Annotated in this window: 12 protein-coding genes; 4 read left to right on the forward strand and 8 right to left on the reverse strand. The window is 52.2% G+C overall.

The window, feature by feature from the left end; translation table 11 throughout:
* Positions 1–21: 21 nt before the first annotated feature.
* Positions 22–2571, reverse strand: coding sequence for a TonB-dependent receptor (locus BLX24_RS05360; RefSeq protein ID WP_071502053.1), 2550 nt, complete (start codon positions 2569–2571; stop codon positions 22–24).
* A 107-nt stretch (positions 2572–2678) separates the two neighbouring features.
* Positions 2679–3017, reverse strand: a complete 339-nt coding sequence (locus BLX24_RS05365) for a winged helix-turn-helix domain-containing protein (RefSeq protein WP_071502054.1) — start codon at positions 3015–3017, stop codon at positions 2679–2681.
* 411 nt (positions 3018–3428) lie between these two features.
* Between BLX24_RS05365 and recQ the strand changes: the two genes are divergently transcribed.
* Positions 3429–5561, forward strand: a complete 2133-nt coding sequence (recQ, locus tag BLX24_RS05370; RefSeq protein WP_071502055.1) for a DNA helicase RecQ — start codon at positions 3429–3431, stop codon at positions 5559–5561.
* Between the two features lie 200 nt (positions 5562–5761).
* Here recQ and BLX24_RS05375 read toward each other — a convergent pair whose 3' ends face one another.
* From BLX24_RS05375 to BLX24_RS05390, 4 genes are all read right to left on the reverse strand, one after another.
* Positions 5762–6289 (reverse strand): hypothetical protein, encoded by a 528-nt coding sequence (locus BLX24_RS05375; RefSeq protein WP_071502056.1) that lies wholly within the window; start codon positions 6287–6289, stop codon positions 5762–5764.
* 44 nt (positions 6290–6333) lie between these two features.
* The gene (locus tag BLX24_RS05380; RefSeq protein WP_071502057.1) at positions 6334–6690 is read right to left on the reverse strand and encodes a PadR family transcriptional regulator; all 357 of its coding nucleotides are present in this window, start codon (positions 6688–6690) and stop codon (positions 6334–6336) included.
* A 163-nt stretch (positions 6691–6853) separates the two neighbouring features.
* The gene (locus BLX24_RS05385) at positions 6854–7372 is read right to left on the reverse strand and encodes a hypothetical protein (RefSeq protein WP_071502058.1); all 519 of its coding nucleotides are present in this window, start codon (positions 7370–7372) and stop codon (positions 6854–6856) included.
* Between the two features lie 105 nt (positions 7373–7477).
* On the reverse strand, positions 7478–10510 hold the full coding sequence (locus BLX24_RS05390; RefSeq protein ID WP_071502059.1) for a S9 family peptidase: 3033 nt from the start codon (positions 10508–10510) through the stop codon (positions 7478–7480).
* Positions 10511–10702: 192 nt separating this feature from the next.
* Here BLX24_RS05390 and BLX24_RS05395 point away from each other — a divergent pair, with 192 nt between their 5' ends.
* The 3 genes from BLX24_RS05395 to BLX24_RS05405 all read left to right on the forward strand — a co-directional run bounded on the left by BLX24_RS05395 (position 10703) and on the right by BLX24_RS05405 (position 16000).
* A complete protein-coding gene (locus tag BLX24_RS05395; protein WP_071502060.1) occupies positions 10703–13486 on the forward strand; it encodes a DUF1553 domain-containing protein in 2784 nt (927 codons plus the stop codon).
* A gap of 574 nt (positions 13487–14060) precedes the next feature.
* Positions 14061–14423 (forward strand): endonuclease domain-containing protein, encoded by a 363-nt coding sequence (locus BLX24_RS05400; RefSeq protein ID WP_071502061.1) that lies wholly within the window; start codon positions 14061–14063, stop codon positions 14421–14423.
* Between the two features lie 104 nt (positions 14424–14527).
* Positions 14528–16000, forward strand: coding sequence for a DUF1501 domain-containing protein (locus BLX24_RS05405; protein WP_071502062.1), 1473 nt, complete (start codon positions 14528–14530; stop codon positions 15998–16000).
* A 15-nt stretch (positions 16001–16015) separates the two neighbouring features.
* Here the strand turns inward: BLX24_RS05405 and BLX24_RS32600 are convergent, their stop codons facing one another.
* Together BLX24_RS32600 and BLX24_RS05410 are read right to left on the reverse strand one after the other, a co-directional pair.
* A complete protein-coding gene (locus tag BLX24_RS32600; RefSeq protein ID WP_177225782.1) occupies positions 16016–16177 on the reverse strand; it encodes a hypothetical protein in 162 nt (53 codons plus the stop codon).
* Positions 16174–16671 carry a hypothetical protein gene (locus tag BLX24_RS05410; RefSeq protein ID WP_071502063.1) on the reverse strand — a complete coding sequence of 166 codons (498 nt, stop codon included), beginning with the start codon at positions 16669–16671 and terminating at the stop codon, positions 16174–16176. The genes BLX24_RS32600 and BLX24_RS05410 overlap by 4 nt, the downstream gene beginning before the upstream one ends.
* Positions 16672–16698 lie beyond the last annotated feature (27 nt).

Raw genomic sequence — 16698 nt, forward strand, 5'->3', positions numbered from 1 at the left:
ACCCGCAAAGGTACAACTTTACTACTGAGGCATGTCGAGTGTGATTGTTGTATAGTAAAAACCGCCGATGGCCGGCCCTGCCACGAATGTATAGTAAGGACGGTTGGCAAGGTTGGTGCCACCGGCTTTGATGAACACCCCGGCTTTCTGAATCCGGTAGTTCAATTGCGCATCGATAGTATGGAAAGCCGGTACCCATCCTGTTGCCAGAGACGATTGCCACAGAAAGCGGCTCTGGTATTTATAGTTTACCGAGAAGCCGAGGCCTTTCCACAGGTTTGCATTCGAAAGCCCCAGATTGGTGATCCATGTCGGTGTATTAAACGCTTCTTCGAGCCCGTCGCCGTTATCGCGCCGATCCAGTTTCGCGAGGGATGCGTTGCCGGTAACGGACCATTTGCCATCAATCGAATACCGTACGCCCAGACTTGCTCCGTAATTATGCACAATCGTTCCGGAGTTGGTCCAGAGCCGATAACGCTCCTGTTTTGTCCGGTCGGCAAAGTAATATGCCAGTGAATCGGGATTACTGCCTTTCGGGATATTGGCCTCTACCTGTGCCATAAAGTTCCGGTACACATTATAGTAGAAATCTGCATCCACAAAGAGCGTCTGATCAAGCCAGATGCCTTTATACCCCACGTCAAAACTGTTAACCTGTTCAGGCTTCAGGTATGTATAGGTATTAGGTTTCAGCAGTCCTTTGTTTTTTTGAATAGCCTGGTCGGTTGTCAGCTTGTTGGTGTTGACATCGGTATTAATAGCTGCCTGAAACGCATCGACCGATGTCCGGAAGTAAGAACGCTCAAAAATCCCCTGCGACATAACCGGTAAGCCTCCGACACGCTTCACCCCCCCTGAATTTACATTCGAGAAGGCTTCGAATAAGGATGGAAAACGATAGCCGTTCTGATACGATGCGCGGAAGTTATGCAGCTCTGCCGGCGAATAAACAGCAGAAATTCTTGGGTTTAGCCGCGCGTTGAAATACTTGTTTTTGTCTATTCGGACAGAACCTGTCAGTTTCAGCTTGTTGCTGAACAAGTCTTTGGATACTTGTACAAATCCACCGCCTTTGGTATACACCAGATTGGCGTCCGGCTTTTCGGGATTGATAAAATAGTTGCCATCCGGAAAGACCACATATTGCCGGTAGTCAAAGCCGGTCAGGAGCCGGATGCCGGTTTTTTGGCGGAATGCTGCCCATGCGCTTTTTGTAGGTTCAAACTGCCCTTCCAGATGATACAGCCAGGAGTTGACCTGTAATGCCGCACCGATATCCCAGTTATTAATGTGACGAAGTTTGTCTGCCAGTTCATTGAAGGAAGCGGTACCGGTTTGGGGGCGTCCCTGGTCGGCAGACGTACGGGCGTTCCGGAGCGCATCGGCAACAGGCTGTCCGGCTGCCGTCACCGCGTTAAACTGTTTTGTAAAATCAGCAAACCACGCATCATCGGTCTTAAACGAGCGGTCGATGTTTTCGGCCATCGACCGGATGTTATAGGAGTCGCCCGTGTTTTCAGCGGACCGGTACGCACGAATCAGAACAGATGGTGTGGTTAAGCTGAGGCTGTGCTGATTAAGGCGGTAATGATCAAGCCGGAAGCGGTTGGTGCGCTGATAGACATTGTCGAGTGTCGCCCCCTGATAGGTATAGGCCAGTTCGACGGTTGGGGTAAAGCGGTAATGCAGACTCAGGTCACCCCGCAGATTTTTCAGCCGGTAGTCAGTTACTTCGGCTTCGTAATAACCCGTTCGCGCTATTACATACCGTTTGCCGCCTAATGTCAGTGTCCGGCGGTTGGCCGATTCATTACCGTAGGAACTGACAGGGTCCTGCGCCGGATTATCGGGGCCTGTCAGACCCAGTGTGAGGTTGGCGTTAGGGTTAAGGTCCGTGGTATTTTGCGCAATCCAGTCATACCCGGCCTGATAGACAAGGTTTAGTTTAAGCGCGAATTTCGGGCCGAACGTCCGGGCATACCGCAGACTGGTTTCACTATACGCTTTGGCGGCCGTGGTTTGTTCGCCAATATGATTGATACCTGTTTTCTGGCTTACACTGACCCCCCGATGATCAAACGGATTCCGTGTGATCAGATTGACCAGTCCGTTCAGTGCGTTCATACCGTAGAGGGCTGAAGCCGTTCCCGGAACAATCTCGACCCGCTGGATATCGAGGTCAGAAGGAGCGAGTGCACTGGCAATCGGAGCGCCGATGTGGGGAGCTTGATTGTCGCGGCCATCTACGAGCTGAACGAACCGCACATTGGTCGGATTCGCAAACCCGCGGGTGTTATATACCTTAAAGCCGAGACTTGGCGTGAGCAGTTGTACGCCTTTCAGGTTCTCAATTGCATCAAAATACGAAGGCTGGGCCGATTGCTGAATCCGGCGGGCGTCGAGTACGTCAATACTGACCGGCGAACGCAGAATCCGTTCAGATACCCTTGAGGCCGAAACCACAATTTCGTCCAGTTGAATACGCCGGAGCGAATCCCGGGCAGGCAGGCTGTCAGGAGCTGTACAGGTTGATGTGATAAGAGCGAAAAGAAGGGAGAGGTTTGTCATGCCTGTGCATTATTTCCGGATAAATATAACGACCGTTATGTTTATCCGGAAATAACGGTGACGCAAAAAGAGTATCAGGCTTTAAAAAGCATGTGAACGGGATCTTATCAGGCAGGCAGTAGCCGGGTTTCCTGTTCCAGAAACTCCCGGAAACGCTGCTGCAGCGCTTTAAAGTGATTGAGGTATTTGAGGCCTTCTTCGGTTACGATGGCCCCGCCGCCTTTTTCGCCACCGGTTTGGGTCGAAACCAGCGGCGCAGCCGCCTGGGCATTCATCGATTGCACAAGGTCCCATGCCCGTTTATACGACATCTTCATGGCCTTCGCCGCCTGATTAATAGAGCCTGTTTGCTGAATGTGCTCCAGCAATTCCATGCGTCCGATTCCAAAAAAGCGCTCATCGGCTTCAAGCCAGATGCGACCGTTAATGCGTAAGTTCGTAGCCATTGCGGGGCTAAGTTATAAAAAGAAAGCGTACCGGCGCATAGACTGCCGGTACGCTTCTCACTAAGGCTGAGGCTTACTGCTAACTACTTGATAGTAAGTAGTGATGCTGTCTGTGTGTATTGGGTGTTTACTGGTTCCGCAGGGTTTATGGTTGCTGCTCCATAGCCTTTGTAAGACAATAAGAGACTAACAATCAGGGCAATAAATGTAATTCGTTTTTTCATGATCACCAGGTGGTCGAGTCGCTTAGGGGTTATTTATGCTTGTGACGGTGAGGCGGGCAGAAAATAACGCACTGCCACAGGGTTCCGCGTAAAATTTCGTAAATTTGACTAGCCGATATGCAGTGGCGAAACTTCTGAATACACAATTCGTCTAAATGAGCTGCATACACCTTTACTTGTTTTCAGCATGATTGCCAGTGCACCGCTTACGTCTGATAATCCTACCGACTATCTTAAACGCTATTATGGGTACGACCGCTTCCGCCCGATGCAGGAAGACATTATCCGCTCCGTTCTGTCGGGTCGGGATACTGTGGTATTAATGCCGACGGGCGGGGGAAAATCGGTTTGCTTTCAGATTCCGGCCATTATGAAGCCGGGCGTATGCGTGGTGGTTTCGCCGCTGATCGCCCTGATGAAGGATCAGGTCGAGGCGTTGCATCTGAACGGTATTTCGGCGGCCTACCTCAACAGTACGCAATCCTCAAAAGAACAGCGGCAGATCGAAGCGGATGCGCTGGCGGGTAAAATCAAACTGCTGTATGTCTCACCGGAGAAACTCCTGAGCGAGAGCATGTTTATTTTCCTTCAGCAACTGCAGCTGTCTCTGTTTGCCATTGATGAAGCGCACTGTATTTCGTCGTGGGGGCATGATTTCCGGCCGGAATATACCCAGCTGAATGTGCTGAAAAAACACTTTCCGCATGTAACAACGGTAGCGCTGACGGCCACCGCCGACAAACTGACGCGGCAGGACATTGCGCAGCGGCTTGATATGAATGATCCCGCCGTTTTTATTGCGTCCTTCAACCGGCCGAATCTGAGCCTTCAGGTATTACCGGGTACGAACCGCTTCCAGCAGATTGTGCGGTTGCTGAATATGAAGCCTGATACGTCGGGGGTAATCTACTGCCTGAGCCGGAAATCAACGGAGTCGCTGGCGACGAAGCTGCAGGAAAAAGGGTTCATGGCGGGCTTTTATCACGCCGGCATGAGTGGGCAGGAGCGGTCGATGGTGCAGGAAATGTTTCTGAAAGACGATATCCGGATTATGTGCGCGACCATTGCCTTCGGGATGGGTATCGATAAATCGAATGTGCGGTGGGTCATCCACTACAACATGCCCAAAAATATCGAAAGCTTTTATCAGGAAATCGGCCGGGCGGGCCGCGACGGCCTCAACTCGGATACGGTTCTGTTTTACAGCTTTGCCGATGTGGCGACGTACAAAGAGATGCTGACCGAAAACAACCCGGCTAACCTCGGGCTGCAACTGGCTAAGCTCGAACGGATGCAGCAGTATGCCGACGCCCATACCTGTCGCCGGCAGATTCTGCTCAGTTATTTTTCGGAAGAACTGACCGAGCCGTGCGGTAACTGCGATGTCTGCCGTAATCCGCGCGTTACGTTCGACGGTACGATCATTGCCCAGAAAGCGCTGTCGGCCATTCTGCGGCTGAAGGAGCGGGTGCCGATGAACCTGCTGATTGATGTACTGCGGGGGTCACGCAGTCAGCAGGTGCTGATGAACGGCTATGACCAGATAAAAACGTACGGCGCCGGTGCTGACCTCAAATTTGATGAGTGGCGGAACTACCTTCAACAGCTCATCAATGTGGGCGTTATTGAGATTGCCTACGATCAGCATTATGCCCTCAAAAAAGGTATCCTGGGCGACGGGGTGCTGTTTCAGGGCAAAAAAGTTGAACTTGTCCGGCCCGACGATGCACCGAAAGTGGTGGTAGAGAAACCCAAAACCAAAACCGAACAAGCCAAAGACGAACTGCTCGACCGCCTCAAGGCCCTCCGGAAACAAATTGCCGACGAGCAGAACGTGCCGCCCTACGTGGTCTTTACCGATACGACGCTGGAAGACATGGCCCGTCTGCGGCCAACAACGCCCGACGGCCTGCGCAACGTCAGCGGGGTGGGTGAGCGGAAACTACAGTTATTCGGTCCGCGCTTCCTGAGTGAGATCGTCAGCTATATTACCGGTAAAGCGAAAGACGGAAATACACTCCGTGGTTCCACACAATTGCTGACGCTGGAGCTGTATAACCAGGGCATGAGCATGGAAGAGATTGCGGCTGAACGTAAGCTGACAACGGGATCGATTGCGAACCACCTCGTTCATCTGTACAAAGCCGGATACAGCATTGACATTGAAGCCCTCATCAGCCAGCCGGAAGCGCTGGACATTGAAGCCGCGATCAACGAAGTGGGGCTGGCCGACGGGCGGCTGAAACCCGTTTACGACTATCTGAAAGGCCGCTATGACTACGGTAAAATCCAGCTCGTTGCCGGATTGATGGATATGTAGGTTTTAGGTCTGAGTTGCTGTTGGTTGCTGTGTTCTGCGCTGCGAGTGGTGGCACGACGGTCAGGCCATAGCTATGAATCGCTTTTCGGGCTCAGTCTTGCCACCACTTTACTCAGCATAAGCAGAGCCCTCAGCAACACAGAACAACCAGCAAATCAGTATAAAAAATGGTGTGGGCTGTTAGTTGTCTTTGGAATGGCTCAGTCATTGACGACCATATACTTCTGCTTCATATTCTGAATAAACCAGGAGAAACCACCGTAAGCGACACACGAAATGCCGACCAGCCACATGGCTCCGCTCAGGCTCATATACGACCACTTGCCCTGATTAAGACCGGAGATTAAACCAATCAGCATCAGAAAGAAGCCGGCCCCGCCCAGCAGCGCATCACGGAGACTGTTACCGTAGTTCTGGCGAAGGTAATACGCACCGTAGGCCTTATTCCGGGTTTCAAAAACAATATCATCCAGACTGGCTTCGGCCATGGTTTCCTGTTTAAGCGAAAGCGCTTCGCGGTAGGTTTCCTGTAAGGTACCAACCGCATCGGAGTTAGCCTCCAGCATGGCTTTGTCGATCGCTGTTTCGAACGGCAGGCCAATCCACATATAATATTCGACCTCACAGGCCATATGGTCAACTAATTCGCTGAGCAGCGATTCATCAGAACCATTCAGGATGAGGTGACGGCGTAACTGGGCGATTTGTTGGGAAGAAAGCTTTTCCATAAGGCTACTTCATTTTTGTGTGCGTACGAAAAGGTCGTTTGGAATTAGGAATGCCCCAGCGATAAGGATGAGGGCGGAAACAGGAGCGCGCGCATGGCGTCCATAAAACGTTCAAAGTCAGAAACTTTTTGAAGGGCAGTTTCATTGCCACGGGGGGTCAGCGAATAGTACTTCCGCAAACGGCCATCGACTTCTACGGATTTGGTAACCAGCAGACCGTCCTGTTCCAGTTTGTGCAGCACCGGATAAAGGGCACCAAACGTCAGGGTAATCTGTCCTTTTGTCCGCTCTTTAACCGCCTGCGTAATTTCGTAACCATACATCGTACCCCGCTCGGCCAGAAGCTTCAAGACAATGGTCTTGAGTACCCCGCGTAAAAATTCACTGGTCGAAGATTCCATATGGCATTATCTAGTTTGATACAAATATATATAGTTAAATTATATATGCAAGAAAAAAAGCGGATACTTACCAATGGCTGACCGGCTTGTATGGGATAGATACAAAAACGCCGGTAAATGCATAACGCATACCGACGTTTTTGTGGAAAAGATGGAGTCAGGCTTAAGAGACCTGTTTAAAGTCTTCTACGGTCAAGTTCTGTCCCTTGTCATTGGAGAACGAAAGTGAATAAACACTGTTGTTCTGATTTTGCTGCGAAACACCGGTCAGGCGGTGCGGCGCTACCGAGTAGGTGGTGGCCGTGCGGCGCTGGTTATCCGTAATGACCAGCAAGGCCTTATCCTGATAATAGTTGACCGTCAGGTGATTCTGGGTGGCCACCATACTTGGCTTGCCAGGGTTATCCGTTTCGGGCCGGGTGCCGATGGCTTCCGGAGCACCTTGCCGGGTATAGAGCCGGACGAGATCGGCGAAAACACCGGTCAGTTTTGCTTTGAGGGCATGATTCGAAAAGTCGGAAACCATGAGCATGCCGTTTTGCCATTGGCCCATACCGCCTAGCGCGGGGTGATTAAACTGGGCCTGTTTGCCGTGCCCCAGCGACAGCTGATTAAACAAATGGGTCACGACTTCTTCACTGAGACTATGGGTCTGCGCAATCTGCGCGATTGATGGTGTCATAAGTATGTTGTTTACAGTATAACCGCCAAAAAAAGGAAAACGTTTTCGGGCTCAGGCATATAGCCTGTACAAAAAAGCCCTTCTGATTGTCAGAAGGGCTTTTTATTAGTTTTCTTCGCTGTCCGAAAGGGTGGCAATCCGCTTTTCGATGTGCTCGTCGAGGTCGAGTTTCTGAACGCCTTTCAGCCACCATTCAGGGGCTGGTTTGCCTTTCAGGTGGTAGTCGAAATACTCCATCATGCGTAGTGCGTAATCCTTGCGGTTCGGTAGTTTGGCCAGTCCGTGGTTTTCGCCTTTATACTGTACCATAACGACCGGTTTCTTCTGGCGGCGCAGGGCGTTATAAAACTCAATACCCTGGGTAAAGTCAACGGCACCATCCTTGTCGTTATGCAGCATCAGCAAGGGTGTCTGTACGTTCTTCACGTGATACATCGGCGAGTTGCGGTGGTAGGCCTCCCAGTTCTCCCACGGAGCGACCAGACGGCCTTGAGACCCTTCGAAAATAGCGCCGTTGGCCCCGCCTGAGTTCCAGTAGATCAGGTTATACATGGAGATCATGTCGGTCAGCGGCGCACCGGCGGCGGCAGCTTTGAACATGTTGGTCTGGGTAATCAGGAAACTGGTCTGATAACCACCCCATGAGTGACCGTGTACACCGATTTTCGCTTCGTCGATTACGCCGGTTTTCAGCGCAGCCTTAACCCCTGGCAGCACGCACCAAACCGCCGACATGCCCGGATCATTCATTTTGTACACAATATCCGGAATGAAAACCGCATAGCCGTTTGAGGTATACAAGCTTGGATTCCAGCCTGTTCCCGAATAGGCAGGATTCGCGAAGCTATGCAGCGTCTGCGAAAGCTTTTCGTAGTAATAGACAATGGTCGGGTACTTTTTACCCGCTTCGTAGCCAGCCGGTAAGAATAGGGCACCCTGCAGTGAATCCCCTTTGTCGCTGACATAATTTACCAGTTGTACGCCCGGCGACCAGGCATATTTGTCGAAAGCCGGTGCATTTTTCGATACCTGCTTGCCGGCGGTCAGATCAGCACTGGTTGAGACAAAGTACTGACGAGGTTGGGTAAATGTCTCACGACCAAATAGATAAACGGCTGCTTTTTTCGCTTTGTTCAGGCTCCCGATCGACGCATCTTCCCACAACAGCCGTGTTACCTTACCGTTGTCGATACGGCTGATGCCGCTTTTCTTGGTCCATTCACCATAGGTCCGGACATAAACCGGCTGCTTCAGGTCAATGCCTTTTTCGTCGGGGTCAAGTGTAAACCGGCTCTGGAACCGGATTTTTTCCCGTTTCCCGGTCTGCGTCAGGTTCAGGGCCGTCAGCGGTTTGCCTTTAGCGTCTTTGCCGTCCATGGCTGGTACCTGCCAGATGTCCCAGCCATCGCTCAGCAGCACGTACTTGCTGTCGCTCGACCAGCCCATGGGCGACTGTGGCGGGGTCGTCTGGTTGTGGTCATCATCGGTATCAACAAACGACGTTGGCAGGCCTTTGGTGATGTTCCGGCTGGTGCGGGTAGCCATGTCATATACAAAGAAGTGAATGCCTTCCCAGTACAGAAACTTTGTGCCATCCGGCGAGGGCTGCGGACTAGCCGCAAAGCCGGGCAGGTAGTGTTTTTCGCGGATTTTTTCCCGTTTGCCGGTTTTGAGATCAATCAGGTAATAGTCAGCATAGTTGTGGCCATCGAGGTTGGCGTCGAGCTCATAGCTGCTGTTGTCACTGCCGAGCGCGTACAGCTCTTTCGGAGCGACACTGACCGTACGGAGGCTGCTGTCTGCCAGCCGCGTAAAGGTCTTTGTGGCGGCGTTGTACATGGCCAGGTAGCTATAGTTTTTATCCTGAGATTCCTGCACCTGCTGCCGCGACTGAAGGCGTTTGTCCTGCCAGTGCCAGATCGTTACTTCGGGTTTGTCGGCATCGTCTTTTTTATCGGCCATAGCAGGCATACCGGCCACCGCTGTCGCTTTGGTCGTGTCAGGCTTCAGCTTTGCCAACGCTTTTTGCAGGTCTTCGAGTGACTTGATAGTGGTGTCAGCTTTGATTTTAGCCCAGGGCTCGGCAGGGTTTGGCTTAGCGGCTTTAGTGGTATCCTTCTTCGCCGTGGTAGCCGGTTTCTTATCGTCTTTTTTAGCCGGGTCCAGTTTATGAATGCCGAAGAACACGCGGCTCAGGTCTTCCGACCAGTATGGCGTGCGGTTCGGACTGATGGTCATGCCTTTCGGGAATGCCAGGCTGTCGGCCTTAGGGTTGTACACCACCAGTTCGGGCAGACCCGTCAGGTTTTTAACGCCGAGAACGCTGGTTAGTTCAGCCTTAAACTTTTCGTCCTTTACGCTTTTGAGCAGCGCCAGCGCATCGCCTTTGTCGGTCCAGTTCAGGGACTGGTAGCGGGCCTTGTCGCTGTCCATCGTCAGCAGCACACCTGACTGCATGTTGCGGAGTTGCAGGCCATTACCGGCCCGTTCGCTGGCATCGACGGCCAATGCCAGCCAGTCGCCCTTCTTCGAAAACGCCATTTCGGCGATATTGCCGATGTTCTGGGTTTTGGCTGTGCCGAGGTCATACAGCAGCAGGTCGCTTCCTTTGGCGGCATCTGATGAGGCCGCGCCGGGGCCTGCCGGAGCACCGCCCATAGCCGGCGTACCCGTTAGCAGCAGGGCCAGGTGCGAGGCTTTCTCTCCGTTGAAGGCAAAGCTTTTCACCCGGTCGAATTCTGTTTTCTTGTTGGCACTCAGTTCTACCAGAACTACTTTGTCGGGTACAGGCTTGCTGCCGGGCTTCGCCGCAGCTTTCTTGTCCTTGTCTTTGGCAAATACCTTGAAGGCAATCCATTTGCTGTCGTCCGAAAACGCTATTTGCGGCATAGTTACCGAGCCAATCGGATAGGTGTACCGGGTCGTATCGGCAGTTTTCTGGATTATCAGATCCGCATCACCTTCATTGGGTGCCAGTACGTAGGCAAACCACTGGCCATCAGGAGAGAGCTGCGTACTGCCAAACGAGCCGATGGCTTTCCAGGCAGCTACTTCTTTCCACGATAAGGCTGGCTTGGGTTTGGGTTGAGCCATTGCCACTGACGAAATCAGCAGCAAGAGGAGGTAAAATGATCGCATAGCGAATGGGTTTAATTGATGATTGAGCGGTTAACCGGTTGCTGGTGAGCCGTTCAGTTACGAAAGATACTAAAAAGTAGAAAGAGTTAACTGATGTTATCAGATTGCTGGCAATAACCTTGGCGATTCATCTGAATAATAGGTATTTTTAGACAGGTTGATGCTTTTTAGCCTATAGTTTCATCGCGGATTATGAAGCCAAAAGCCATTGTTCTTGCCGGGTTGATTGCCGTTTTGGCCTTGTCGTCTTTTTCGCTGCTCGACGTCTTTGACCAGAAGGTTGACTTCAACACGCAGATTAAGCCCATTCTGAATAAAAACTGTATTGCCTGTCATGGGGGCGTAAAAAAAACGGCCGACTATAGCCTGCTGTTCCGGCATGAAGCCCTGAAACCAGGCAAGTCGGGGAAACCGTCGATTGTGCCGGGCGATGCTGATGCCAGTGAACTGATCCGCCGCCTGACGCTGTCGGATCCCGAAGAGCGTATGCCGCTGGAGGCCGCCCCGCTGAAAGACGAAGAAATCGAGCTGCTCCGTACGTGGATTGACCAGGGCGCCGAATGGGGCAATCACTGGGCTTACACCCGCGTCGAAAAGCCTGAACTGCCAGCCATTGGCTCGTTCTGGGGCCGCTTAGGGCTGGCCAAAGATGAAGTAACAGCCTGGGTTAAAAATGAAATCGATTACTTTATTGCCGATAAGCTGACCCCGATGGGTTTGCAACCATCGGCGGAGGCCGGTAAGGCGACTCTCCTGCGGCGCGTGAGCCTCGACCTGACGGGCCTGCCGCCAACCGAAGCGCAGACCGCCCGTTTTCTGGCCGACAAATCACCGGCTGCTTACGAAAAGCTCGTAGACAGTTTGCTGGCCACGCCCGCGTACGGCGAACGATGGGCGGGGATGTGGCTCGATCTGGCCCGCTATGCCGATACCAAAGGCTATGAGCGTGACCCCGGCCGGAAAATCTGGCGCTACCGTGACTGGCTTATTAAGGCATTTAACAGCGATAAACCCTATAACCAGTTTGTGACCGAGCAGCTGGCCGGTGATTTGTTGCCGGTCGCCGAAGGCGATACGACCTGGGAGTCGAAGCTGATTGCGACGGGCTTCCACCGAAATACCATGACCAACGATGAAGGCGGTACACAGGACGAAGAGTTCCGGACGGCGGCCGTCATTGACCGGGTCAATACGACCTGGGATGTGTTTCAGGGTACGACGTTCGGGTGTGTGCAGTGCCACAGCCATCCGTACGACCCGTTTGTGCACGAGGATTACTACAAATACCTGGCCTTTTTTAACAATACCCGCGACGAAGATGTAACGACCGATACCCCTAAGCTCCGGTTCTATACCGGTCCTGATTCGGCAAAGGTGCAGGAACTGTCGCGTTGGGTAAGGCAGCATGCCACAACCCCGCAACAGGCCCGGACCCGTAACCGCGAGCTGATGCAGATGCTGCGGGTGATGGAGCCCAAAATCAACTCACACGATTTTGACCAGTATGTCAATGCGTCGCTGCTGGATGCCAAATACTTCGGTTTTCAGCATGGCGGGTCGGCCCGGATCAGACAGGTGACCATGACCAACAAACGCCGGATGTATCTGGCCTGGGGGACGAACGCCCCCGACGCTGTCGTTACGTTTCGTGACGGCAGTCTGAGCGGTCCGGTTCTGCTGCAGCTAAAGGTGCCCAAAACGGGGAACGCCTGGAAAGACTCCGTCATGATTTTCCCTTTTCCGGCCTTGTCGGGCAAACATGATGTGTATGTGTCGCTGCACAGCCCGGCCAATCCGAAAGAATGGACGATGATTAAATGGGTATCGTTTCTGGAAACCTTGCCGGGTCAGAAGCCGGAACTGTCGGATTCGCTGGACCGTAAACTCACGGACGTGCTGAATGCCAAACCCGATGATACGCCGGTTTTCTGGGAAGGTTCGGGCGATTTAAAGCGGAAAACTCATGTCTTTGACCGGGGCAACTGGCTGGTGAAGGGGAGAGAAGTGCAGCCGGATGTGCCGTCGTCGTTGCCACCCTTGCCCAAAAAATCGCCGAAAAACCGGCTCGGCCTCGCGCAGTGGATGGTGAGCCGTGACCATCCGTTGACAGCACGGGTGGCCGTTAACCGCTTCTGGGAGCAGCTTTTCGGGACCGGCATTGTCGAAACGGTCGAAGATTTCGGAACACAGGGCATTGCCCCGACCCACCGTGAATTGCTCGACTATCTGGCGGTTTCGTTTATGGAAGACGATCAGTGGAGCGTCAAGAAAATGCTGAAACGCATCGTAATGTCGGCAACGTACCGGCAACGCTCGGAGGCAACGCCCGGCCAGCTGGAGAAAGATCCGTTTAACCGCTATTTTGCCCGCGGACCACGGGTACGGCTATCGGCTGAGCAGGTACGCGATCAGGCACTGGCCGTTAGCGGGTTGCTGAGCCATAAAATGTTCGGGCCAAGTGTGATGCCACCGCAACCGGACGGCATCTGGCAGTCGCCCTACAACGGTGATTCGTGGAATCTGAGTCAGGGCGATGACCGTTACCGGCGGGCGCTGTACACTTACTGGAAACGAACGGCACCTTACCCGTCGATGATTACGTTTGATAGCCCGAGCCGTGAATTCTGTCAGCTCCGTCGTTTGCGGACCAACACACCGTTACAGGCATTGGTAACGCTCAACGATCCGGTTTATGTGGAAGCCGCTCAGCAACTGGCGTGTTACATGCTCGACCACGGGCAGACGCCGGAGCAGCGGATTCAGTCGGCATTCCGGCGGGTGATGCTGCGCGATCTGGCTCCGAAGCGGTTGGGCGTGCTGGCGAAACTGTACCGGAATACGGAAACGCACTACCGGCAGCATCCCGACGAAGCCCGGAAACTGCTGGCCCGCGCCGATGCTACGCCCCAACAAGCGGCCCTGACCGTAACGGCCAACACATTATTGAATCTGGATGAGGTGATTACGAAGGAATAAGCATTACCCCACCCCAACCCCTCCCCTGAATTCAGGGGAGGGGCTTTAAGGCCGGGAACCGCACCCTCTTTCCTGAGTTCAGGGGAGGGGCTTTAAGGCCGGAAACCGCACCCTCTTTCCTGAATTCAGGGGAGGGGCTTTAAGGCCGGGAACCGCACCCCTCTTTCCTGAGTTCAGGGGAGGGGCTTTAAGGCCGGGAACCGCACCCTCTTTCCTGAGTTCAGGGGAGGGGCTTTAAGGCCGGGAACCGCACCCTCTTTCCTGAATTCAGGGGAGGGGCTTTAAGGCCGGGAACCGCACCCCTCTTTCCTGAATTCAGGGAAGGGGCTTTAAGGCCGGGAACCGCACCCTCTTTCCTGAGTTCAGGGGAGGGGCTTTAAGGCCGGGAACCGCACCCTTCTCCTGTTTTTCAGGCCGGGCCAACAATTCGGGAGGAGGAAAGGGGTAAAGTAAAATAACGCTTAAACTAAGGAGAGGGTCTAACTTTAGTCTACATTGGTTGATTTGAAAATTGCTGTGATTTCGTGACAGAGTAGGTATTGTTCGTCTAAAGCTTGATTTTTAACGATTTACTATGGCACAATTAATTCACAACCGTAAGGCTCTGGAGGAAATACGCAGAACGTTACGTCGCGAAGCAACTTTTGCAGAACAGCTATTGTGGCAGCAAATAAGAAATAAACAGCTAGGTTATAAATTTCGGCGTCAGCATAGTATCGGTTCGTTTGTGGTTGATTTTTATTGTCCGGAAAAAAGATTGGTTCTGGAGATCGATGGCAACATTCATGATGAGTCTGAAATACAGATAAATGACCAGGAGAGGGACAGTGTTTTAGCAGAGATGTATATTCGGGTACTAAGGATTAAAAATGATGATATTTATGATCGAATGCCAGATGCGTTACTAACTATCCGTAAGCATTTGGATTCTGCCTGATTTGTTTAACGAAAAAGTTATTGTAGCGTAAAGCTAAGAATGTAGGCTCACCCCCTCCCCTGAATTCAGGGGAGGGGGCAGGGGGTGGGGTAAATCGGAATAATATGGAAAAACTCATAAAAGAACTCCAGACCGCAGCATTGCAGCGCGAAACGAGGCGACATTTCCTGCACACCTGTTCGACAGGCCTTGGTGCAATGGCACTGGGCGCGTTCATGGGAAGCTGCGGTTTCGATAAACAGACGCCTGGTACAGGAGCCAATGCAGCGGATAAAGTGCCTCAGTTTGCACCTAAAGCCAAACGGGTGATTTATATCCATATGGCAGGCTCACCCAGCCAGCTGGAATTATTTGACTACAAGCCCGAGCTCGTTAAATACAACGGCAAAGATTGCCCGCAGGAACTGCTGGAGGGCAAAAAGTTCGCGTTTATCCGTGGCGTACCGAAAATGCTCGGACCGCAGGGCAAATTTGCACAATATGGGCAGTCAGGAGCGTGGGTATCGGATTATATGCCGCATTTTCAGCGTGTAGTCGATGAGGTCACGTTCCTGAAAGCGATGCATACCGACCAGTTTAACCATGCCCCGGCACAGTTGCTGATGCATACCGGCAGCGCCCGGCTGGGTCGGCCCAGCATCGGGTCGTGGGTGACGTACGGGCTTGGTACCGAAAATAATAACTTGCCGGGATTCATTGTGCTGGCGTCGGGTGGCAAACAGCCGGACGCCGGTAAGTCGGTGTGGGGCAGCGGGTTTCTGCCAACCGTATACCAGGGGGTGCAGTGCCGGACAGAAGGCGATCCGGTGTTGTATGTGTCGGATCCAGCCGGTATGAACCGCGACATCCGGAAGCAAACCATTGAGGCCATCAGTGAGATCAACCGGCAGGCCTACGACGAAGTGAAGGACCCCGAAATTCTGACCCGGATCAGCCAGTATGAGCTGGCGTTCCGGATGCAGATGTCGGTTCCGGATGCGATGGACATCAAAGGCGAACCGCAATACATGCTGGATATGTACGGTGTACAGCCTGAAAAAGGGTCGTTTGCCCGCAACTGCCTGCTGGCCCGCCGGTTAGTCGAGCGGGGCGTGCGGTTCGTACAACTGTTTGACTGGGGCTGGGATACGCATGGGACCAGCTCTGACGGGGCCATCGAAATTGGTTTGCGGGATAAATGCCGCGAATCCGACCAGGCCGTTACTGCCCTGCTGACCGATCTGAAACAGCGCGGTCTTCTGGAGGACACGCTGGTAGTCTGGGGCGGCGAGTTTGGCCGTACGCCTATGCAGGAAAACCGCGATGGGCAGACGCTGCCGTTTATGGGCCGCGATCACCATCTGGATGCATTTACGGTTTGGATGGCCGGCGGCGGCGTCAAACAAGGCTTTACGTTTGGTGAAACCGACGACATTGGTTACTACGGGGTCAAAGACAAAGTGCACGTCCATGACCTGCAGGCCACTATCCTGCATCTGCTGGGCTTCGACCATACCAAACTGACCTATCAGTTTCAGGGTCGCCCGTTCCGCCTCACGGATGTAGCCGGTGAGGTTGTCCGGCCGGTACTGGCGTAAATTTATTGAGTGATTTTATATAGATGGCTTGGAATAAGGTACATGCAAACCTGTACGCTTTCCTGATTTGCGTTTGGTTTTCAATAGTGCGCTGATGTCCAGTTTATCTTTTTCTGTTAGCTTTATATTGATGAACTCTGCGTCAAAATTATCGAGTTTCTTAAAATGGGGTTTCATGGGAAATATCGTTTTACAAGCTGATTAGATTCTTTTGTATCAATGAAAAGGCGATTGCCAGCTAATTGTTTTGCGCCCAATGCTTGTTGATAATGATTGATAAGCATCGTTTTTGAGTCAAAAACTACAATTCCATCATAACCAAGGTCAAAAGAGTACAAACAAGCGTAAGCAATTAAGTTACCTGCCACTCCCAAATATAATTTTTGTGGGCCTTTGTTGAATCTCGCACTCTCTATTAAGTGCATAAATATATGGTCGTGGTTATCACTAAAACTTATTAACCCTTGAATAATATAACGGTTTTGTGACGTAACGAGTTTAAAAACTTTGCGGGAAGAGTCTTTGCACTCAACTTTCCAATCAAATAACCAATCTTTTTTATTGAAACCTTTGCGTTCTCCCTGAAAAGGTAAGACGCTGGTTTCAAAAACTTCTCCAGTAATGGTATTCTCAATGGAATTGGTGAGTTTATCAATTTCTAAATCAAGCATATACTTGGGGTAATTATTAAAGCGCTG

It is taken from the genome of Arsenicibacter rosenii (assembly GCF_001870735.1).
GTDB classification, from domain to species: domain Bacteria; phylum Bacteroidota; class Bacteroidia; order Cytophagales; family Spirosomataceae; genus Arsenicibacter; species Arsenicibacter rosenii.